Genomic DNA, 20,300 nt, shown 5'->3' with positions numbered 1-20,300 from the left:
CGGCGCACCAAGTTCGTTGATTAACAACATTATTTTCTAAAAGCATCAACCCGGAAGGAACTTGCAACTGCCACCGTGGCATGTCAGACGTGGGGAATCCACTGGGCCAGGATGGCGCGCAGGGCCGGGGTGCGGGCGCGCAATTCGTCCATGCCGCGCACCTCGAACGAGGCCCGGTTCGCCCCATGCCATGTCAGCGGGGATGGGAGAGTTGCGCCATAAAGTCGTCGACCGCCATCGTGGTGTCCGCCTCGCTCGTTGCCGTCGCTGTTGGCATGCCGGTTCTCCTCTTCGCTAAATGACGGTATGGTCCGCTTCCACCGGCAGCGCGGTTTCGTCCGCGTGGCGGGCGAGCGGACGCACGACCAGTGCGGTCAGGTTATCGGGCTGCAGGCCGGCCGGCGGATCGTTTTCCAGCAGGCCGAACAGGCGTTCGACCAGGGTCGCCGCGTCCGGGCCGTCGTGCAGCAGCGCCGGCCAGCCGGCGACGAAACCGTCCGGCTGGGTGCAGGACCAGAAGCCGTCGGTGGCCAGCAGATAGGCCGCGCCGGGCCGCAGCGACAGCGCGCGGCGGTCCGCCAGGTGGCCCAGCCAGCACGGCAGGTTGTTCGGCGTCAGGGCGAACAGCGGGTCGGACAGGCGCGCCGGGTCGGCGAAGGCATTGCCGAGAATGACGGCCTGGGCGATCTGCGGCGCGTGGCGCCCGTGCACCTGGCGCCACCAGCCCGCTTCGTCGAGGCGGCCGGCGAGGGCGGCGACGGTGGCCGGCACGTGATCGACGCTGAGCGGCGTGGCGCGCATGGCATCGAGTTCGTACAGCCGCGAGTCGCCGACGTGGTACAGCAGCGGCGCGCCGCCGGCCCGCAGCTCGAGCAGGGTCAGCGTGGTGCCGGGGCGCGCCGTGCTTTCGCCCTCGACGGCGAAGCGCGCCTGCAGGCCGGCGTGGATGGCGTCCAGCCGCTCGCCCAGTTCTTCCGGCGTGGCGCAGGGCGGCATGGCGAGCAGGGCCGCCGCCAGCGCTTCGGCCGCCTCGCGCCCATGGCCGTGGCCGCCCATGCCGTCCAGCACCGCCAGCCGGCCATGCCCGGCCGGCCAGCCATCGACGGTCAGGCAGAGCGCTCGCTGGTCTTGCAGCCGGCAGGCGCGGCCATCGAAGTCGATGACGACGAAGTTGTCCTGGTTTTCGGCGCGCGTGGCGGGGCCGCAGCCGATGCGGCTGGCGACCGCCACGTCGAAACAGGGGGCGAAGCGGAAATCGGCGAGGGTGACTGGCATTGGCAATATGAGCGGGACGATGCCGATACTCTACACCTCTTTCAACGTTGGCAATGTGCCGATCAGATGGGATTTTTCCGGTTACCGCCCATTAGCGCCAGCGCATTGAGCACCACGCAGGCGCCGGCCACCGCCAGGGCGGCGCGCACGCCCCAGGCATCGGCCACCAGGCCCCAGAACACGCTGCCGGCACAGGAACTTGGGCCGGTGCACGGCGTCGGCCAGCACGCCGGTCAGCAGCGCGAACAGGAAGACTGGCGCATAGGTCGCGGTCTGGACCAGCGCGGCGATCGAAGCCGATTGCGACAGGGAGGCCACCAGCCAGACCGCAGCGAAGGTCTGTATCCAGGTACCGAGATTGGAGACCAGGTTGGCGAGCCAGATGCGGCGGTAGCGGGCATGGCGCAGCGGCTGGGTCAGGGGGATGCGGAGCCTGGGGGCGGCGCCGGCGGCAGGATGGAAGACACGCGGCAGGATCGCTTTCGGCACGGTCGGACCATGGTAGGGTGGGTCCGGCTCGGTCGTCAAGAAAATTGCCTTATGGCAAATCAACGCTGTGCTATGTTTACGTTCCACGCAACAGTTTCAATCCGTTTCATGGACATCCGACCGCTGGTCGATACCGATATCCCTATGCTGGCCCCGGCCATCGCGGCCCTGCTGCGCGAACTGGCGCTCGAGTTCATCGTGCATGAATCGACGCCCGAAGGCGCCGCGACCTTCCTGGCCGAGAACGACCAGATGGGCGTGCGCACATTCCTGGCGCTGGGCCATGTGTATCACGTGGCGCTCGACGACGGCCAACTGGCGGGGTTTATCGCGATCCGCGACAACAGCCATTTGTTCCACCTGTTCGTCGGCAAGCGCTGGCATGGACGGGGATTGGCGCGCAAGCTGTGGAACGTGGCGAGGGCGACGGCCATCGTGCGTGGCGGCGACGGCAACTTCACGGTCAATGCGTCGAACCATGCGGTGCCGGTGTACGAGCGTTTCGGCTTCGTGCGGGTCGGGCCGATGCAGTGCGCGAAGGGACTGTACTTCAATCCCATGCGGCTGGGATGGGCGGATGGCGACGCCGGTTGAATATCGTTCGATGCGGCCGCGTCATCACGCGGAGAATGTTTTTCAAAAAGCCACAACTGGCAGAAGAGATGATTGCAGCGGCAATTACAAAGCGTATATTGGTGCTGATGCAGTGCTAACGGTCACTCTTCTCGTATGGAGGCAGCATGGCGCGGTTCGAACTGGCGGATGTGCTACAGCACATCTCGACGCAACTGCAAGAAGCCGATCGTGCGGCGCGACAGCGTGGCGCTCCCGTCATGCAGTTCGAGGAATGCGAAGTCGAATTCGCGGTGAAGGTCGAGGCCAGCGGTAGCGCCGGCCTGAAGGTATGGGTCATGGAATTCGGCGCGGCGGCCAAGCGCGAGCAGGCAAACACGATCAGGGTCAAGTACAAGGCGATTCCGGGGCAGGCCATGCAGGCGAGCCAGACGGTGCTGGATCTTCCTCCGCCTGCGCCTGCGATCGTGCGCCAGTCCGGCAAGAAGGCGCGTTCATCCGCGAACAACAGTGAGTAGTTGCGGCGGATAGCAGCGGCCACCGCATTTTCCTCGGAGGCTGGAATGTCAGTACATGCAGGCTCGATCTGGATCGACAACCATCTACAGAACGTTCCGCGCGACTTGTGGGTCGCCGTCGATGCGCAGCGGCTGGTTGGAGAAAGCCAGCGCTACGACGACCTGGTCGCTTACCTGGTCAGGCAACAGATCCCGCTCAGCAGCATCACGATCGCCTATCTGCCGACAGGAATACTGCAGTGAGCAGCCATTGGTTCGCACGCAGCGCCGCATTCGTGGGCAACCGGCCGTATGCCGACGTCAGGCTGGTCGGTAGTCCCGGATACCAGAATACGGTTACCCACAAATGCCTGGTCGATACGGGAGCCGACTATTTGCAGCTTCCCGCACTTGCCGCGACGGCCGCCGGGCTGGACCTGAGCCGGGCAACTCCCCGGGCAGTCGGTACGGCAGGCGGCATGGTTATGTCGTTGCTCTTCTTGAAGAAAGTCGCCGTCATGGTCGAGGGGCGCCGCATCGAGATCGCGGTCCTGTTCGATCCGACCAACACCGCCTTGCCGCTGGCGGGCCGGAATGCCGTCCTGACGCCATTCAATATCGGATTCGACGACCAGGCATGGCATTGGACCTGACTGTCGAACGGTCGCATCCAGCCGTGCGTTAGCGACCGCCGCGCGTCATGTAGAGTGTGGGGCGACGACCCATCCTACATTTCCATGACCCTCGAGTTGATACTGGCCGTGGCCAGGAGTTTTTTGTTCGTACTGGTGACCATGCTGCCGATCCTGAATCCGGCCGCCACGGCGCCGATCTTCCTGAGCATGACCGAAGGCGCCTCGCCCGCGACCCGCACGCTGCTGGCGCGCCGCATCGCGCGCAATATGTTCTGGCTGATGACGGGCTCGATGCTCATCGGTTCGTATGTACTGGACTTCTTTGGCATCTCGCTGCCCATCGTCCGCGTCGGCGGCGGCCTGATCCTCGCGTCCGTGGCGTGGCGCCTGCTCGGGGCGACGCCGAGCACGCCGGACAGCCGGGCGGCGCTGGCCGAGGCCTTCACGCCCGACCATGCCCAGCGCCAGGCCTTCTATCCGCTGACCTTTCCGATCAGCTGCGGTCCGGCCTCGATCGCGGTCGCCATCACGGTGGGCGTCGCCCTGCACGACGCGCAGATCGTGATCTCGCTGGCGCGCATGGGCGGCGCACTGGTGGCGCTGGCCGTCATCGGCGTGCTGCTGTATCTCGCGTTCCGCTACGGCGAACACTTCCTGCGTTTCATCGGCGAAGCCGGAACGGCGGTCTTCCTGCGCCTGACCGCCTTCATCCTGCTGTGCCTCGGCGTGCAGATCGTCTGGGATGGCTTGCGCGAACTGCTGCTCGAGGTCATGTCCGTCCCCACGCACATGGCGACGGTGCGCGCGATCGTTGGTGGTTAGAATTGGTGAGCGTGCATCCCGGCTGGCTCGCTATACTGCTGGTCCATGTCCAGCATCTCTCAATCGCTCCCGCCGGCGTTCGGCGCCCGCCATGACCGCTTCACCGGCGTCGCCGTTACATTGGGCGTCCACCTGGCCCTGATCGTGGCCTGGCAACTGTCTGGCAAGCTGCCGCCGCGCACGGATGAAGGCAGCGACGAGGCGATGCTGTGGCTGTCGCTACCCGCCCCGGCGCCTGCTTCTACGCCGGCGCCGCGCGTCGAGACGGCGCCGGCCGAACCGGCGCGAGCGGCCCGGCCCCAGGCTGCGGCAGTGCCTGCGGTCCGGGCCGACCCCGTTCCCGCGCTAATGGTGGACGACGCAGCGGCCGCCGCGCCGCCAGTCGCCGCGCCCAGCGCCGCCGAGATCCTGGCGAACGCACGGCGCAGCGTCGGCGACATCGACCGCGCGCTGCGCAAAGAGAATAAACCCCTGATCGTCGCGCCGCCGGACAGCCCGCAGATCCGCATGCGCGAAGGGATGGAACATGCCCGCGCCATGGCGGCGCCCGGCCTGTTCGAAGCGCCGAAGGTCGAGGAACTGGTGAACAATACCGGCGACGGCGCGCGCCGTTCCCGGGTCATCACCGGCAGGGGCACCTACTGCATCACCGAGCGGGCGCCGACGACCGGCATCGAGATGATCGAGATGCACGGCAAGCAGCGCTTCACCACGTGTCCGAAGCACGAAACGCCGCCCAAACGGCAGGTCTGGCGCACCGCCCGCGACTAACCGCGGCCTTCGTCCGCCCGCCGCAGCCACAGGCTGCTGGCCCAGCCTTCGACCGCCTGGCCGTCGACTGTTGCCCGTACCTGCCACCAGTCGCCGTCGCGGCGGCCGGTCGCCTCGACCCGCGCGCCCGCAGGCACCACCAGCAGGCGTTCGGCGCCGACCCCGCCCGCCACCCGCAGGTTGAGCGCATCGTGCGTGCGGTAGCGCGCGCCCGCCACCGGCACGTCGGCGCCGGAATCCATCGGCGCCTGCGCGGCGAGGACCGGTTGCGGGCCGACGACCGGGTGCGCGGCCGGGCTGCCGAACAGGGCCAGCAGCAAGGTCCCGCCGGCCGCCGTGCCGAGTCCGAGCACACCCAGCGTGCGCGCGGTCGGGCGCCGCCACCAGGCGCGCGGCGTGAGCCAGGCGCAGGCGCACAGGGTCAGCACCAGGGCGGCGCCAAAGGCGGCCACGTGGGTCATGGAAACCATCGGCGGCTCAGGCGTCGAAGCGCAGCACGTAGTGGCCGGCCACCAGGTGATGACCCGGCGGGATCAGGTAGGGCTGCTCCTGGGTCGCGGTCTCGACCTGGGCCACCAGGGCGAGGTGCTCGTCCAGGTGGTACAGCGCCTGGGTCGGCGACAGGCGCGCCACGCGCAGGCCGTCGCTCGACGCTTCCCAACTGAAGGCATTGCGCGACAGGCCGAGGCGGTCGGCGCTGGCGGCCGGCGCGCCGTCCCCGTGGCGCACGAATTGCGGCGTGTCGAGCACGCGCAGCGCACCCAGCGCCGGCATGCCGCGCCCGAAGGTCAGGCGGGTGCCGGCCGCCGCCGGCTGCGACGGCCCCTTTGGCAGCACCAGCAGCGCGCTATAGCGCTCGGCCAGTTGCTGCTGCACCGCCAGCAGGCGGATGCTGGCGTTATCGAGCGGGGAAAACTGCGACGGCACGGCGATGCGCTGGCGGCCGGCGGAGGTGATCGCATGCAGTTCGTCGGCCTCGTCGACCGCGAAGCGGATCAGGTTATCCTTGCCCGGCGCGCTCGGCATCAGCTGGGCATCGAGGCCGACTTCCATCGCCTGGGCGCCGGTCTCGCGGTAGCGGCTCAGGCGCGGCAGGGCCAGCGCGGCCAGCGCGATGCGGTGGCGCGCCACCGGGGCGTAGGTGGCATCCAGCTCGGCCACCGGGGTTGCGGCCTTCGGCACCGGCGCGGGGGTGGCCACGGGCATCGCGGTCAGGTCGGCCGCTGGCGGGGTGGCGCTGGGCGTGCGGGCCTTCCACACGGCGGGGCTGCGCTGCGGCGGCGCGCTCGGCGTGGCGACTGGCGCCGGCTGCGGGCGGACGCCGGCATGGGCGCGGGCGATCTTGAGCAGCAGGCGCTGGGCGCTGGCGCCCTTGCCGCGCAAGACGTAGTAACCGTTGGCGGCGTCAAAGCGGCACTCGAAACTGTCCTTGGGACGCACTTGCAGTTCCAGCGGCGCGTCCGGACCGTCGTTCACCAGCAGCAGGCCGCCGTCCGCGCCGAACGGCCAGCCGGGCACGGCGAAGGTGGCGCTGGCCGCGTCCTGGCCGACGAGGGTCAGGCGCTGGTTCGGATAGATCGCGCACACCGGCTGCCAGATCGCGCTGTCGCGCGAAGCAGTCACGGTGTACTGCACTTGCTCGCCCGGCGCCGGCAGGTAGACGGCGTGGCCGAACTTGACCTGCACCTCGCCCGGGGCGATGCCGTCGCTGCCCAGCACGTGGTAGCGCACTTCGTCGCCGCCGAGCAGGTCGCCGAAATCCTTCTGGTGCAGCGCGGCCAGCGACTGCGCCAGGTCGCGCACCCGGGCGCCGCGGGTCAGGTGGCGGTCGTCGTCGACCTCGTCCTGCGGCAGCACCAGGGTCACGTGCGAGAAGCAGCGCGTGGCGGCGCGCCCGCGCTGCTCGCGCGGCGAGCGCTCGAGCAGGTCGCGCAGCAGCGGACGGCGCGCGAACAGCGCCAGGCCAGGCGCCTGCCACAGGGCGTCGGCATTGAACACGTCCTGGACCTTGCCTAGGACTTCGTGTTGGACATAGACCGGCATGATGGATTCTCCTCGTTGAACTGGTTGCTCGCCATGCCGAACGCTAGCAGGGGGCAGATGAAAAACAGCAGGTGCGAACCGCCCGCCGACAGGAAGCTCATGGGCTGGCCCATGATCGGGAACATCGCCAGGTTGGTGCCCCACGACAGCAGCAGGTGGCCGGCGACGAAGGCCGCGCCGCCGCACAGGGCGAAGCACTGGAAGCGGCCGATCCAGGCGCGCCGGAAGTCCCGGGCGCCCTGGGCGCCATGCCAGGCCCCGGCGGCGGCGCGCAGCAGGGCCGCCAGGAACAGCGCCTGCAGGGTCCACAGGGCCAGCCCCGCGGCCAGGCCGTGGCGGTGCAGCAGGAAGGACGGCGCGAAGTCGTCCTGGATGGCGGGGATCGCGAGTGCCTCGCCGGCCGCGCCGCCCAAGGTCGCCATGCCGAGCAGCCCGTCCGCGCCGAACCAGCCGCCCTGGACGATGGCGCGGCTGCCTTGCAGCATCTGCTGGCCGGTGTGCGGGTGGATGGTGGGTTCGCTCCAGACCTGGAAGCGCTCGGGATAGAAGCCGAAGGCGCCCAGCAGGTCGCCGCCGGCGCGCATTGCCGCGCCGCCGGCCGCCAGCAGGCAGGCGGCGACGGCGATCGAGGCCAGCGCCGCGCGCCGTCCGCGGCTGGCGCACCAGGCCAGCAGCATCGCGCCGCTCCACACCAGCAGCAATACCAGCGGCGAATAATCGTCGACCCGCACCAGCGCCGCCGCCAGCAGGAACATAAACAGCAGCACCGGCGCCGCCATGTGCAGCCAGAAGCGCCAGTCGCGCCGCTCGTATCCAGCGCCGCCGGCGGCCAGCGCGAGGCAGTGCGCGCTGAGCGCGGCCAGCGCGAACTTGGCGAACTCGAAGGGCTGGATGTCGAACACGCCGGTCTCGCTGCCGAAGCAGACCTGCAGCAGCAGGCCGCCCAGTGCCAGCCCGGCGAAGACCAGCAGCACCCGCTCGGTGACCGGGCGCGACACGGCGCCGCGGGCGAAGCAGGACAGCAGCAGCAGGGCGCCCGGCAGGCCGAGACCCAGCAGCGCGGTGGTGTTCTGGAAGTGGCGCAGCCAGGCGGTGTCGCCCGCCCCCAGTCCCATCTCGAGCTGCACCAGCAGGCCGGCGCCGAGCAGCAGCACGGCGCTGGAGGGCAGCAGCGCCGCGCGGCGCGGGTAGAGCATGGCCAGCCACAGCGCGGCCCATCCCAGCAGCAGCGAGACGGCGGCGCCCGGCGCGCCGGCGCTGCGCTGGCTTACCAGCAGCAGCATGGCGGTGGCGGCCAGCAGCGCCGCCGCAAGTGGACGAACGCGGTCCTGGCGCTGGCGCAGCTGCGGCGCCAGTAGCGCCAGGGCTGCCAGCAACACGGCGAGCGCCGCGGCCCAGGCCAGCGGCGGTGGGGCGGGCAGTGAAAAGTGGTCGCGCCGTTCCCAGCGCCAGCTCACCGCGGCGGGCAGCAGCCTGGAAGGTGCGGCAGCCAGCGCGACCTGGCGCGACGGCGTCAGGCGCAGGGTGGCGCCGTCGTCGGCCAGGGTGAACAGGGTGCGGCCGACGGCGAAGGCGTCCACGCCGGCCAGCGGCAGTTCGCGCCGGGCGGCGTCCTGCCAGGCTGCGCCGCTCGCGACCAGCACCGGCTGGGCGCCGCGCGCCGCCAGGGCGATGCGGCCATCGGCCTGGCGCAGCAGGGTGGCGTCGCCCGCTTCGAGCGCGCCGGCGGCGATGCGGTTGCCGCAGTAGAGCAGGCCACCCAGGCCCACCGGACGGGCCAGGCTGAGCGCCTGCGGCAGCCAGCGGTTCCAGGCTGCAACCGCGCGCGCCGATAGCGGCGTGTCGGGGCAGGCCGGCTGCGGCTCGCCGTCGCGCAGCACGGTGGCGCCGTCGTAGGTCCAGGTCTGTTCGCCGTCGTGCAGGGTGACCCGGCCGGCTTCGGCCGCCACCACCTGCAAGCGCAGGGCCCCGGCCTGGATGCGCTGGCCGGCAGCGAGCGGCAGCTCGCTGCTGCGCTCGCGCGCTTCGCCACGGCGCAGCACCAGCGGCTGCCGCGGCTCGAAGTTCCGCAGCAGCCAGCGGCCATCGAGCGCGCGCCGCAGCACCAGCTGGCGCGCGGCGGCGCGCGGGGCGCCCAGTTCCTGGCGGCCCAGCACGATCGCCTCGCCGGGTGCCAGGGTCACGGCGATGCTGGCCGGGGTCCAGGCGGCCGGCGCCCTGGCCAGGGCCAGCAGCTGCACGGCGCACAGCAGCGCCAGCAGGGACCAGGCGAGGGAACTGCCGAGGGATGGGCGCTGCATCTTCATGCGGCGCTCCGTAGCGGCGCGGCCTGCATGGCGGCAAGCGTGTCCGCCAGGCCGCGGCTGATGTCGAGCGCGTGGCGCGGGCGCTCGGCGGGGCGTTCGGCCAGCAGGGCGCGCAACAGCGCCAGGCCGGCCGCGGCGCCGGCACCCAGGCGGCCGGCGAACAGCGCCGCTTCGTCGGCCTGCAGCACGGCGGGACGGCCATGGCGTTCGGCCAGCAGGCTGGCCGCGGCGTCGCGCCCGTGCGCCTGCCAGGCCTGGCCGCAGGCGCTGCTGTAGCGCAGCAGGCGGCCGCACACCAGGTAGTAGAGCAGGCCGCCGAGGGCGAAGTAGTCGGTGCGGGCCTCGGTGGCGTAGCCGCCGGCGTCGGGGAAGAACTGTTCCGGCGCCTGCCAGTTGGCGGTGCCGGCGTAGGTGTGGGCGCGCAGGTCGTCGAGGCGGCGGTTGGTGCCGAAATCGGCCAGCTTGACGCTGTCGCTCGCCCCGTCGAGCAGGAGGTTGCCGGGCTTGAGGTCGAGATAGCGCCAGCCGTTGGCATGGACCTTGGCCAGCGCCTGGTTGACCTGGCCGACCCAGGCCAGCGCGCGGTCAGGTGCGAGGGCGCGGCCATGCGCCGCTTCGCGCTGCAGCCAGGCGGCCAGGTCGCCGTCGAGCAGTTCAAGCGCCATGGCCGGCATGCCGGCATGCTCGCCGCTGTCGAGCAGGCGCACGATGTGGCGCCCGTCCCACGGCGCCAGGCCGCGCAGGAAGGCGATCTCGGTGGCTGCGCAGGCCAGCCAGCGCGCGCGCAGGCCGGATGGCGCGCGCGCCATCTGTTCCAGGTTGACCAGCTTGAGGGCGACGCTGCCGGTGGCGTGCAGGCTGTCGGCGCGCCAGACGACGCCATAGGCCGAACTGGCCAAGGCCTCGCGCAAGCGATACTGGCCGCCGGCCAGCGAAACGACGGTGCCTGCTTCGTACATGGTGTCCCCCGATCCTGGCGCACGGCGCCGATGCGGGGGACTAGCGGAGGGCCAATGAAAAAGCCGCGCGGTGCGCGGCTTGTTGGCCTGGCGGTGGCTGGACCTTAGCGGTAGTAGCCGCGGCGGTCGTCGCGATCCCAGCGATCGTGGCGGTCGTGCCGGTCATGGCGATCATGCCGGTCCCAGCCGCGTCCGCGCTGCTCGACATAGACCGGGCGCGGTTGCACGTACACCGGGCGTGGCTGGACGTACACCGGACGCGATTCCACGTAGACCGGGCGCGGCTGCACGTAGACCGGACGCGGCTCCACGTACACGGGGCGCGGCTGCACGTACACCGGTTGCGACTGGTAGTAGCCGCCGTGGTGGCCGTAATGACGGCGGTCGTCGCGGGTGCTGATGGAGTTGCCCACTGCCGCGCCGATCACGCCGCCGGCGACGGCGCCGCCGGTACCGCCGACGGTGTGGCCGACGACGGCGCCGAGCACCGCGCCGACGGCTGTGTTGGTACCACGATCACCGGCCATTGCCGCCGGCGATACCGCGACAGCGGCCAGCAGCACAGCACCAAGGGTTGTCGATTTCAACATGGTCTTTCCTTTTACCCTGGCGGAGATCGGGATGATGACTGCGACACCGGGTATGGACGTACTATATTCCCGGGCCCGAATTGTTCCATCCGTTAATACAGTTTTTTACAACTGCATCTCAGCCGGTAACATTCCGCCTTGCAAGCGGCGACGGACGCCCCATCTAGGCACGACCACTGTCACCGCACCCTTGCCATGCGCCCGAGCCGTAGCTTCGTCGTCGTCCTGTCCCTGCTGGCCTTGTTGCTGGTCTATATCGGCCTGCGCCTGCTGCCCGACCTGGGGCTGGGCCTGGCCGGCAATCTCGCCGGCACTGTCGCACTGGTCGTCCTGGGCGCGCTGGTGCCGGTTGGTCTGATGTCGTCTTCCCTGCGGCGGCGGCGCTGGTCGGGCCTTGTCGGCTGGCTGGGCCTGCTGTCGATGGGCCTGTTCTCGTCGCTGCTGGTCGCGACCCTGCTGCGCGACCTGATCCTGTTGGCGCTGCTGCCCTTCGGCGCGCTGTCGCCCGCGCTGGTCCACGCCAGCGCGCTCGCCGTTCCCCTCGTGGCGCTGGCGGTGACGGTGGTCGGCTACGTCAACGCGCGCCGGGTGGCGCGGGTGGTGCGGGTCGACGTGCCGATCCGCGGCCTGCCGGCCGCCCTCGACGGCTATGCCATCGTCCAGATCTCGGACATCCACGTCGGCCCCACCATCAAGCGGCCCTACTTGAACGCCATCGTCAACAAGGTCAATGCGCTGGGCGCGGACGCCATCGCGATCACCGGCGACCTGGTCGACGGCAGCGTGCAGCGTCTGGCCATGCATACCGAACCGCTGGCGCGCCTGAAGGCGAACGATGGGGTGTTCTTTGTCACCGGCAACCACGAATACTATTCCGGCGCACTGGAGTGGATTGCCGAGGTGCGGCGCCTGGGCCTGACGGTGCTGATGAACGAACACGTGGTGCGCCGGCGCGGCGACGCCGCCCTCGTCATCGCCGGCGTCGCCGACTTCACCGCCCACCATTTCCACCCCGAGCACAAGAGCGATCCGCAGCGCGCGGCCCATGGCGCGCCGCCGGACGCCGCGGCGCGGGTCTTGCTGGCCCACCAGCCGCGCAGCGCACCAGAGGCCGCCGCCGCCGGCTTCGACCTTCAATTGTCGGGCCATACGCACGGCGGCCAATTCTTCCCGTGGAACCTGTTCGTGCCGCTGCAGCAGCCCTTCGTCGCCGGCCTGAACCGGGTGCGCGATATGTGGGTGTATACCAGCCGCGGCACCGGCTACTGGGGACCGCCGAAGCGCTTCGGCGCGCCTTCCGAAATCACGCTGGTGCGGCTGGTGCCGGCCTGAGCTGGTCGTGGTCGCATGTGAGGTGTACTTACGGCAAGAAAACAGGGCGAAATAGTGCTGGATGCGCTATTGTTTGAATCCTTTCGAATTAGCAAGGATTCTTTGCATGAAACCCAGCCTCCGTCTCCGCCATCTGCCCGCCATGGGCGTCATCGCCGCCGCGCTGCTGGCCATTCCGGCCCTGGCCGCCAGCCCCGGCAACGACCCCGCCGCGCTCGCCAAGATCCGCGATACGGCGATGAGCAGCGATTACGCCTGGCAACGCACCGAAGACATGACCGACCTGATCGGGCCGCGCCTGTCCGGTTCGCCGGGCGCGGCGGCGGCGGTGACCCAGGTGGCGGAGGCCATGCGCAAGCTCGGCGCCAGGGTGACCTTGCAGCCGGTGAAAGTGCCGCACTGGGTGCGCGGCATCGAGACCGGCGAGCTGGTCGACTACACCGGCCGCCCGCAGGGCGTGACCCAGCGCGTGGTGCTGGCCGCGCTGGGCGGTTCGGGCGCGACCCCGGCCGAGGGCCTGGTGGCGCCGGTGCTGGTATTGAAAAGTTTCGACGAGCTCAAGACGCGCGCCGCGGAAGTGAAAGGCAAGATCGTGCTGTTCGACGTGGCCTTCGACCAGCACATGGCCGACCGCGGCCTGGCCGGCCACGCCTATGGACAGGGTTCGGCCTACCGCCGCAACGGCCCGCGCATGGCGGCCGAACTCGGCGCGGTCGGCGCGCTGGTGCGGTCGGTGGGCGGCGCGGCCTATCGCCTGCCACATACGGGCTCGTCGGGCCTGGTCGATGGCGCGCGCATTCCCGCCGCGGCCGTGACGGCGGAGGACTCGATGCTGATGGCGCGCCTGGCCAGGCGCGGCCCGCTGAGCATGAAGCTGGTGCTGACCCCGCAAAACCTTCCGGACGCCGACAGCTTCAATGTGATCGCCGACCTGCCGGGCACCGACAAGCCGGACGAGATCGTGATCGTCTCGGGCCACCTCGATAGCTGGGACCTGTCGCCGGGCGCGCATGACGATGCCGCGGCCGTCGCCAGCGCGATGGCCGTGTTCGACGTGCTCAAGAAGCTCGACTACCGCCCCCGCCGCACCATCCGCTTCATCGCCTGGATGAACGAAGAGAACGGCCAGCGCGGGGCGAGTACCTACCTTGCCGCCGAACAGGCGAACGCAGGCAAGCACTTTGGCGCCATCGAAAGCGATAACGGCGTCGGCCGTCCATTCGGCCTGCGCGCCAGCGTCATGCCACAGTCGGTCAAGCTGTTCGCACCCTTGCAGGCGGCACTGCAGCCGATCGGCGCCAATGTGTTCCAGCGCCAGGACGTGCTGGCGACCGGCGACCTGGCCGGCCTGGAGCGCGCGGGCGTGCCGAGCTTCGCGCCGGTGGTCGACACCTCGAGTTATTTCAACTACCACCACACGCCGGCCGACACCCTGGACAAGGTCGATCCCGACATCCTGCGCCGCCACGTGGCTCTGATGACGGCGACCGCCTGGTATCTGGCCAATATGGAGCAGGAGATCGGCCGGTCGAGCGTGCCGAAGCCCTGAGCGGTCGCGCCGGCGCGCCGGCGCCCTGGAGCGCCGCGCCCAATCGCGCCCCGTTGCGCTCGTTCAGGCCGCCGTACTGATCCGCCGTATCGCGCGCGCATGCCCGCGATATGGCCGGCCATAGATGGTCTGGATGCCGCTCGCGAAATTCTGGCCCCAGACCAGCTGCACGCGGGTGGCGTGCGGCTCGCTCGACCAGTACCAGTTGCGCTCGAACGATTCGCGCAGGTTCGCGAACAGCAGGGCCAGTTCGCGCCGCGTCGGCAGCGCGCCGCCATGGCCACTGGCCCATTCGACGGCAGTAGGCCAACTGACGTCGGCTGAGTCGCCTGGCAAGAGCACCAGGTGGTAGTCGGGTTCGTCCTTGCCCAAGATGAGACCGGCATATTCTTCGCCATCTTGCAGCATGCCCCGGATTTGCATGTATTCGCCCATTGAAATCACCTCGCGTTAAGTAGCCGAGGGATAAGACTGCCGAGCGCGACGTTTTGTTTCATTCGCAGTTCGATCTAGATCATGTTGGCGTTCGAGTTCCATGAGGGAAAATCGTTTGGAGTTCTGATATGGCGCGTAAATATTTCTCGAAATGATTTGAACTTAGGAAGTTTCCCTCAGTCAAACGGGTACATTGTTTAACTGAGGTAAGGAACTTTCGATGAACAAAACCGTGACCTTCGCTTTATCACTCCGTGTCAAGGCTGCGCTGTGCTGCAGCGCCGCCATCCTGCTCACCGCCTGTGGCGGTGCTGTCGACGAGACCGGCGGCCAGCAGTCGCTGGCTGGCGTGACGGCCGGCGACATCATGGAGGAATCGGGCGCCGGGACCACGGGTGTGGCGGGCGCCAATGCCGCCACGCCAAACGCAGTCGTCCAGGAAACGGCGCCCGAAGCGACGGCCCAGGTGGCCGCCGATGCGGCCGCGCAGGAAGCGCCGGCGCCTGCGGTCCTGCCCGCCGACCCCGGCATCGCCAATGCCGTGCCGGCCGATCCGACCGCTGCCGGCCCCGCGCCGGCAACGAACGAATTCAATCTCAACGGTTATCAGGCCAACTCCGCGGCACCGTCATCCGATGCCGCCATCCAGGGCACGACGGCGGCATCCAGCGCCGACGGCCAGCAAGCCACCCAGCCACCTGCCGCGTAGGAACCACGCTTCACCATCCCTGTGCCTGCCACGGCAGGCGCGTCACCGGGCGCCGGTACTGATCCACGGCGCTGCATGAGCCGTCTCCTGTCACAACCCGCGAGACCACGCCCGTGGACCGTCGCGCTCGATGCAGCGCGCTGGGGACATGTTGTCTCTCGCAAATGCCTGGCGAGCGCCAGGCCAGACCTGGGAATCACATCATGACAACTTCGTTCACCCGGACGTCGACCGTCCACACCCGACTGGCACGCGCGGCCAGCACCGCAGCCCTGTTGGGCGCCACCCTGGCGGCGCAAGCCGCGCCGCCGGCTACCCCCTACAATTTCTATGTGTCGCCGAGCGGGGCCGACACGGCTGCCGGCACGCAGGACGCGCCGTTCCAGACCCTGGCGCGCGCCGCCCAGGCCGCGACCAGGGCCGGCACCACGGTCTGGGTTGCCCCGGGCACTTATGCCGGCGGTGTCCAGACCACGGCCAGCGGCACGGCAAGCGAGCGCATCTACTGGATCTCGACCACCAAGTGGGGCGCCAGGATCGTGCCGCCGGCGCGCTCCAGCAGTAACAGCGCCTGGGACAACCGCGGCGACTACGTCAGCATCATCGGTTTCGACGTCGATGGCAGCGCACCCGCCAGCGGCGCCACATGGACCCATGGCATCTATACGGGCGGTTCCTTCAGCGTGATCGAGGGCAACCATGTGCACGATGTTGCCACCACCATCGGCTGCAACGGCGGCGGCGGCTCGGGGATCGGCGTGGACAGCTATTACCGCGGCGTCCAGGGCGCCGTGCTCGGCAACCTGGTGCACGATATCGGCCCGACCGGCTGCACCCATGTTCAGGGCATCTATATGAGCACCTCGGGCACCGTCAAGAACAATGTCGTCTACGGCATCGCGTCGACCGCGATTCATCTGTGGCACGACGCGCGCGACGTCCAGATCGTCAACAATACGGTGGCGTCGTCGATGTTCGGCATCATCGTGGGCGGCGGCGACTTCTATTTCACCAGCGCCGGGGCCGACGACGTCCAGGTGCACAACAATATCGTGGTCGACAACCAGTACGGCATTTCGGAGCAGGGTACGACGGGCCGTGGCAATACTTACAAGAACAACCTGGTCAACGGGAACACGGTTGTCGACTTCCAGCTGAGTAATGGCTTGAGCCATAGCGCGACCGTCGGCTCGGCGCCGCTGTTCGCCGCCACGGCGCGCGCCACGGGTATCGCCCGCTTCGCACTGTCTGCAAGCTCGCCGGCGATCGGCCGCGGCCTGGCGACGTATGCGCCCGCCAACGATATCGAAGGCGAAGCGCGCGGCGCCAGCATCGATATCGGCGCCAACCAGTTCTGATCGGTTTTTTTCGCCCGGGCCGCCATGGCCCGTGGCCTCTGGTCAACCTCTCACTTTCCATCTTCCACCTTCCACCTCTCGCGCGTGCCGCCGCACGCGCCGATGGTGTGGCGCGCCGCATCCTCCCAATCGATTTTCCTGCCTCACGCCCGCTTTTTCCGGATGCCGAACTGCTGAGTATTCAATTTCCATAGAAACATTGCCCCAAAAAATTTAGTGCCCGCAGAAAAAATTTCTCAAAAAAAGTTGAACTTAGGAAGTTTCCAGCGCTCAAAGGGTTACATTGTTTAATTAGGGTAAGACACATTCATGCACGCTTTCGCTACCTCCGCTTCGATCCGTTCCAACGTCACCCGCGCTGCCGGCGCCGTCGCTCTGCTGGCCGCCGCCATGTCGGCCAACGCCGCCACGATCCCGACCACCTCGAACAATTTCTACGTCTCGCCGACCGGTTCCGACACCGCCGCCGGCACCAAGGCAGCGCCATTCAAGACCCTGGCCCGCGCCGCCAAGGCCGCGACCAAGGCCGGCACCACCGTCTTCGTTGCACCAGGCACGTATGCCGGCGGCTTCAAGACTACGGCCAGCGGCACCGCAAGCAGCCGCATCTACTGGGTCTCGACCACCAAGTGGGGCGCCAAGATCGTCCCGCCGGCCAACTCGACCAATAACACCGCCTGGGACAACCGCGGCAACTATGTCAGCATCATCGGCTTCGACATCGACGGCAGCAAACTCGGCAGCGGCACCAAGTGGGTCCACGGCATCTATACCGGCGGTTCGTACAACGTCATCGAAGGCAACCACGTGCACCATATGGCGACCACCATTCCGTGCAACAGCGCCGGCGGCTCGGCGATCGGCGTGGACAGCTACTACAAGGGCGTGAAAGGCGACGTGATCGGCAACGTGGTCAACGATATCGGCCCGGCCGGCTGCACCTATGTCCAGGGCATTTATCACAGCACCTCGGGCACCATCAAGAACAATATCGTGTACCGCGTCGGTTCGGCTGCGATCCACCTGTGGCATGACGCGACTGACGTCCAGATCGTCAACAACACGGTGAGCTCGTCGGTGTTCGGCATCATCGTGGGCGGCGGCGACTTCTACTTCACGAAGGCCGGCGCCAACAATGTTCACGTGCACAACAACATCGTGTACGACAACAAGTACGGCATCTCGGAGCAGGGCACGACCGGCAAGGGCAACACCTATAAGAACAACCTGGTCACCAAGAACACGACCTATAACTTCCAGCTGCGTAACGGCCTGACCCATACCGGCACCATCAGCTCGGAACCGCTGTTCGCCGGCTACTCGCGCACTGCAGCGCTGCCCGACTACAAGCTGACGGCGAGCTCGCCGGCAGTCGGCCGCGGCCTGGCAACCTACGCGCCGACGGTCGACATCGACGGCAAGGCGCGCGGCGCCGCCATCGACCTCGGCGCCTACCAGCGCTAAGCAGCACCTGGCAGCACCCCAGCAGCACCCCAGCAGCATCGACCCGGACCGAAGCCAGCCCCGGCCAGCTTCATCCGGCGTCACCTACGCCAGCGCCAGCTGGCGATTCTCGTGGACGGGCGCACGCGCCCCGTTCGCTTCTACACATCAGGAGCAGCCCACGCCCCCGCGTGGACCGCCGCGCCCTGCGCGTGGCCCCTCCATTGCCCGGATATTTACCGGATTAGAAGGAAACCTCAGATGAAGAGCAGCACCATGATCGCCTCGAACTTCCGCACCAACCTGACCGGCGCCGCCGCAGCAGTCCTCATGCTCGCCGCCACCGCATCGGCCCAGGCCGCCACGGCCCCGCACAGCGCGGCGCCTGCCGCGGTCGCCAGCGCGACCGCCTCGGCCCAGGAACAAGTGCGCCAGCTGTACCTGACCCTGCTCGGTCGCGAACCGGATGCGGGCGGCCTGCAGTACTGGACCCAGGCGGTGAATCGTGGCTACAGCCTGGCAAACGTCGAAGCGCAGATCAAGAGCAGCCCCGAATACGCCAAGCGTAATCCAGGTCCTGTCGCCGGCCCGAGCATGGTCCCGGCCACCCCGAACAACTTCTACGTCTCGCCGACCGGTTCCGACACCGCAGCCGGCACCAAGGCCGCACCGTTCAAGACCCTGGCGCGCGCCGCCAAGGCCGTCACCAAGGCCGGCACCACCGTGTTCGTTGCACCGGGCACCTATGCCGGCGGCTTCAAGACGACCGCCAACGGCACCGCAAGCAGCCGCATCTACTGGGTCTCGACCACCAAGTGGGGTGCGAAGATCGTCCCGCCGGCCAACTCGACCAATAACAGCGCCTGGGACAACCGCGGCAACTACGTCAGCATCATCGGCTTCGACGTCGACGGCAGCAAGCTCGGCAGCGGCACCAAGTGGGTCCACGGCATCTATACCGGCGGTTCGTACAATGTCATCGAAGGCAACCGCGTCCACCATATGGCGACCACCATTCCGTGCAATAGCGCCGGCGGTTCGGCGATCGGCGTGGACAGCTACTACAAGGGCGTGAAAGGCGATGTGATCGGCAACGTCGTGCACGATATCGGCCCGGCCGGCTGCACCTATGTCCAGGGCATCTATCACAGCACTTCGGGCAACATCAAGAACAATATCGTCTACCGCGTCGGCTCGGCTGCGATTCACCTGTGGCATGACGCGACCGACGTCCAGATCGTCAACAATACGGTGAGCTCGTCGGTGTTCGGCATCATCGTGGGCGGTGGCGACTTCTACTTCACGAAGGCGGGCGCCAACAATGTTCACGTGCACAACAACATCGTGTACGACAACAAGTACGGCATCTCGGAACAAGGTACGACCGGCAAGGGCAACACCTACAAAAACAACCTGGTCACCAAGAACACGACCTATAACTTCCAGCTGCGCAATGGCCTGACCCATACCGGCACCATCAGCTCGGAACCGCTGTTCGCCGGCTACTCGCGTGCCGCGGCAACGCCGGACTACAAGCTGACGGCAAGCTCGCCGGCAGTCGGCCGCGGCCTTTCGACCTATGCGCCGAAAGTCGATATCGACGGCAAGGCGCGTGGCAGCAGCATCGACCTGGGCGCCTACCAGCGTTGATCGGTCCTTGATGCCGGCGGCAGCGCCGCCAGCCTGAACGCCCCGGATGCGCGCGCCTCCGGGGCGCCTTTATTGACCATCGAGATCGACCGGCTGCGTCACCTCGGCCCCACCCAGCCCGGCCCGGTTGACGAGCGTGCTGACCGCATGCCATTCGAAAGCATCCGAGGGCAGGGCGGCGCGGCGGGCGAATGCCAGCGCCTCTTCGCTCGACAGCGCCGGGTCGAGCCAGGTCTCGGCATCGCGCGCGTCCAGCACCACCGGCCGCCGGTCGTGGACGTCGAGCATGCCGCCCGTGGCATCGTCGGTCACCAGCACGAAACCGGCCTCGGCGCGGTTCTCGGTAAACGTCCCGAAGTTGGCCAGCGCCAGCATGAACAGCGGCGCGCGGTCCTTACGGTGGATATGCCAGGGCTGCTTGTGGCCTTTCTCGCCCGTCCATTCATACCAGCCCTCGGCCGGCACCAGCGCGCGACCCGACTTGAGCAGGCCGCGCCAGTAGCGGTTGGTGAGCTTGTCCAGGCGGGCATTGATCGTCACCGGCACCTTGCCCTTGGCCCATCGCGCCTGATAGCTCCAGTACACATCGTCGACCCGCCGCTCGCCGTCCTGGATGTGCAGCACGGGCCGGTAGGTGCCGGGCGGCACGTTATAGGCCGGATCGGACTCGCTGTCGTACACGGCGTCTAGCCAGCCGATCGCGTTGGCATAGTTGCGAGCCGTCTGGCTCTGGTCGAATCGTCCACACATGATCCGATGGTAGCGCAAGCCGTCACCGGGCAGCACGCGCCACGCGCCACGGCGTGCGGCGTTTGGCCGCGCCGTCGCGCGATGGTATGCTCCGGATAATATGATTGACAAGGA

Annotated in this window: 21 protein-coding genes; 12 read left to right on the top strand and 9 right to left on the bottom strand. The window is 68.4% G+C overall.

Features of this window, described 5'->3' with window-relative positions:
• Positions 1-294 precede the first annotated feature (294 nt).
• On the bottom strand, positions 295-1,275 hold the full coding sequence (locus Q9246_RS23770; protein WP_306393614.1) for a PP2C family protein-serine/threonine phosphatase: 981 nt from the start codon (positions 1,273-1,275) through the stop codon (positions 295-297).
• A gap of 81 nt (positions 1,276-1,356) precedes the next feature.
• Positions 1,357-1,803, bottom strand: a complete 447-nt coding sequence (locus tag Q9246_RS23765) for an MFS transporter (RefSeq protein ID WP_306393612.1) — start codon at positions 1,801-1,803, stop codon at positions 1,357-1,359.
• Between the two features lie 69 nt (positions 1,804-1,872).
• On the opposite strand from Q9246_RS23765, the gene Q9246_RS23760 reads away from it, so the two are divergent.
• From Q9246_RS23760 to Q9246_RS23735, 6 genes are all read left to right on the top strand, one after another.
• A complete protein-coding gene (locus Q9246_RS23760; RefSeq protein WP_306393611.1) occupies positions 1,873-2,358 on the top strand; it encodes a GNAT family N-acetyltransferase in 486 nt (161 codons plus the stop codon).
• A 146-nt stretch (positions 2,359-2,504) separates the two neighbouring features.
• Positions 2,505-2,855, top strand: coding sequence for a trypco2 family protein (locus tag Q9246_RS23755; protein ID WP_306393610.1), 351 nt, complete (start codon positions 2,505-2,507; stop codon positions 2,853-2,855).
• Between the two features lie 45 nt (positions 2,856-2,900).
• Entirely contained in the window at positions 2,901-3,098 is a 198-nt protein-coding gene (locus Q9246_RS23750; protein ID WP_306393608.1) for a hypothetical protein, read from the top strand.
• Positions 3,095-3,487: a pepsin/retropepsin-like aspartic protease family protein gene (locus tag Q9246_RS23745; protein WP_306393606.1), complete on the top strand. Its 393-nt coding sequence runs from the start codon at positions 3,095-3,097 to the stop codon at positions 3,485-3,487. Before Q9246_RS23750 ends, Q9246_RS23745 begins: the two co-directional genes overlap by 4 nt.
• Before the next feature lie 84 nt (positions 3,488-3,571).
• Positions 3,572-4,291: a MarC family protein gene (locus Q9246_RS23740; protein WP_306393604.1), complete on the top strand. Its 720-nt coding sequence runs from the start codon at positions 3,572-3,574 to the stop codon at positions 4,289-4,291.
• 45 nt (positions 4,292-4,336) lie between these two features.
• Positions 4,337-5,062, top strand: a complete 726-nt coding sequence (locus tag Q9246_RS23735) for a hypothetical protein (RefSeq protein WP_306393602.1) — start codon at positions 4,337-4,339, stop codon at positions 5,060-5,062.
• On the opposite strand, the gene Q9246_RS23730 is transcribed toward Q9246_RS23735, so the two are convergent.
• The 5 genes from Q9246_RS23730 to Q9246_RS23710 form a co-directional block, all read right to left on the bottom strand.
• Positions 5,059-5,532: an SH3 domain-containing protein gene (locus tag Q9246_RS23730; protein ID WP_306393600.1), complete on the bottom strand. Its 474-nt coding sequence runs from the start codon at positions 5,530-5,532 to the stop codon at positions 5,059-5,061. The genes Q9246_RS23735 and Q9246_RS23730 overlap by 4 nt on opposite strands.
• A gap of 7 nt (positions 5,533-5,539) precedes the next feature.
• Positions 5,540-7,105, bottom strand: coding sequence for a hypothetical protein (locus Q9246_RS23725; RefSeq protein ID WP_306393598.1), 1,566 nt, complete (start codon positions 7,103-7,105; stop codon positions 5,540-5,542).
• A complete protein-coding gene (locus Q9246_RS23720; protein ID WP_306393596.1) occupies positions 7,075-9,411 on the bottom strand; it encodes an FtsW/RodA/SpoVE family cell cycle protein in 2,337 nt (778 codons plus the stop codon). Before Q9246_RS23720 ends, Q9246_RS23725 begins: the two co-directional genes overlap by 31 nt.
• Positions 9,408-10,370, bottom strand: coding sequence for a protein kinase domain-containing protein (locus Q9246_RS23715; RefSeq protein WP_306393594.1), 963 nt, complete (start codon positions 10,368-10,370; stop codon positions 9,408-9,410). The genes Q9246_RS23720 and Q9246_RS23715 overlap by 4 nt, the downstream gene beginning before the upstream one ends.
• A gap of 104 nt (positions 10,371-10,474) precedes the next feature.
• Positions 10,475-10,960 carry a glycine zipper 2TM domain-containing protein gene (locus Q9246_RS23710; protein WP_306393593.1) on the bottom strand — a complete coding sequence of 162 codons (486 nt, stop codon included), beginning with the start codon at positions 10,958-10,960 and terminating at the stop codon, positions 10,475-10,477.
• Positions 10,961-11,155: 195 nt separating this feature from the next.
• Between Q9246_RS23710 and Q9246_RS23705 the strand changes: the two genes are divergently transcribed.
• Together Q9246_RS23705 and Q9246_RS23700 are read left to right on the top strand one after the other, a co-directional pair.
• Positions 11,156-12,292 carry a metallophosphoesterase gene (locus Q9246_RS23705; RefSeq protein WP_306393591.1) on the top strand — a complete coding sequence of 379 codons (1,137 nt, stop codon included), beginning with the start codon at positions 11,156-11,158 and terminating at the stop codon, positions 12,290-12,292.
• A gap of 106 nt (positions 12,293-12,398) precedes the next feature.
• A complete protein-coding gene (locus tag Q9246_RS23700) occupies positions 12,399-13,841 on the top strand; it encodes a M20/M25/M40 family metallo-hydrolase (protein ID WP_306393589.1) in 1,443 nt (480 codons plus the stop codon).
• A gap of 63 nt (positions 13,842-13,904) precedes the next feature.
• On the opposite strand, the gene Q9246_RS23695 is transcribed toward Q9246_RS23700, so the two are convergent.
• Positions 13,905-14,264, bottom strand: a complete 360-nt coding sequence (locus Q9246_RS23695; protein ID WP_306393587.1) for an Lcl C-terminal domain-containing protein — start codon at positions 14,262-14,264, stop codon at positions 13,905-13,907.
• A gap of 232 nt (positions 14,265-14,496) precedes the next feature.
• On the opposite strand from Q9246_RS23695, the gene Q9246_RS23690 reads away from it, so the two are divergent.
• The 4 genes from Q9246_RS23690 to Q9246_RS23675 all read left to right on the top strand — a co-directional run bounded on the left by Q9246_RS23690 (position 14,497) and on the right by Q9246_RS23675 (position 19,436).
• Positions 14,497-14,985 (top strand): hypothetical protein, encoded by a 489-nt coding sequence (locus tag Q9246_RS23690; RefSeq protein ID WP_306393585.1) that lies wholly within the window; start codon positions 14,497-14,499, stop codon positions 14,983-14,985.
• 203 nt (positions 14,986-15,188) lie between these two features.
• Complete coding sequence (locus Q9246_RS23685; RefSeq protein ID WP_306393584.1) at positions 15,189-16,343, top strand: right-handed parallel beta-helix repeat-containing protein; 1,155 nt, start codon at positions 15,189-15,191, stop codon at positions 16,341-16,343.
• A gap of 309 nt (positions 16,344-16,652) precedes the next feature.
• Positions 16,653-17,807 carry a DUF1565 domain-containing protein gene (locus Q9246_RS23680; RefSeq protein ID WP_306393582.1) on the top strand — a complete coding sequence of 385 codons (1,155 nt, stop codon included), beginning with the start codon at positions 16,653-16,655 and terminating at the stop codon, positions 17,805-17,807.
• Between the two features lie 240 nt (positions 17,808-18,047).
• Positions 18,048-19,436 (top strand): DUF4214 domain-containing protein, encoded by a 1,389-nt coding sequence (locus Q9246_RS23675; protein WP_306393581.1) that lies wholly within the window; start codon positions 18,048-18,050, stop codon positions 19,434-19,436.
• Between the two features lie 69 nt (positions 19,437-19,505).
• Here Q9246_RS23675 and Q9246_RS23670 read toward each other — a convergent pair whose 3' ends face one another.
• Positions 19,506-20,186 (bottom strand): SOS response-associated peptidase, encoded by a 681-nt coding sequence (locus tag Q9246_RS23670; RefSeq protein ID WP_306393579.1) that lies wholly within the window; start codon positions 20,184-20,186, stop codon positions 19,506-19,508.
• Positions 20,187-20,300: the final 114 nt, after the last annotated feature.

Source organism: Telluria beijingensis (genome assembly GCF_030770395.1).
GTDB classification, from domain to species: domain Bacteria; phylum Pseudomonadota; class Gammaproteobacteria; order Burkholderiales; family Burkholderiaceae_D; genus Telluria; species Telluria beijingensis.
Note: the sequence above shows the minus strand (reverse complement) of the source record. Positions and strands in the feature narration are given on the sequence as shown.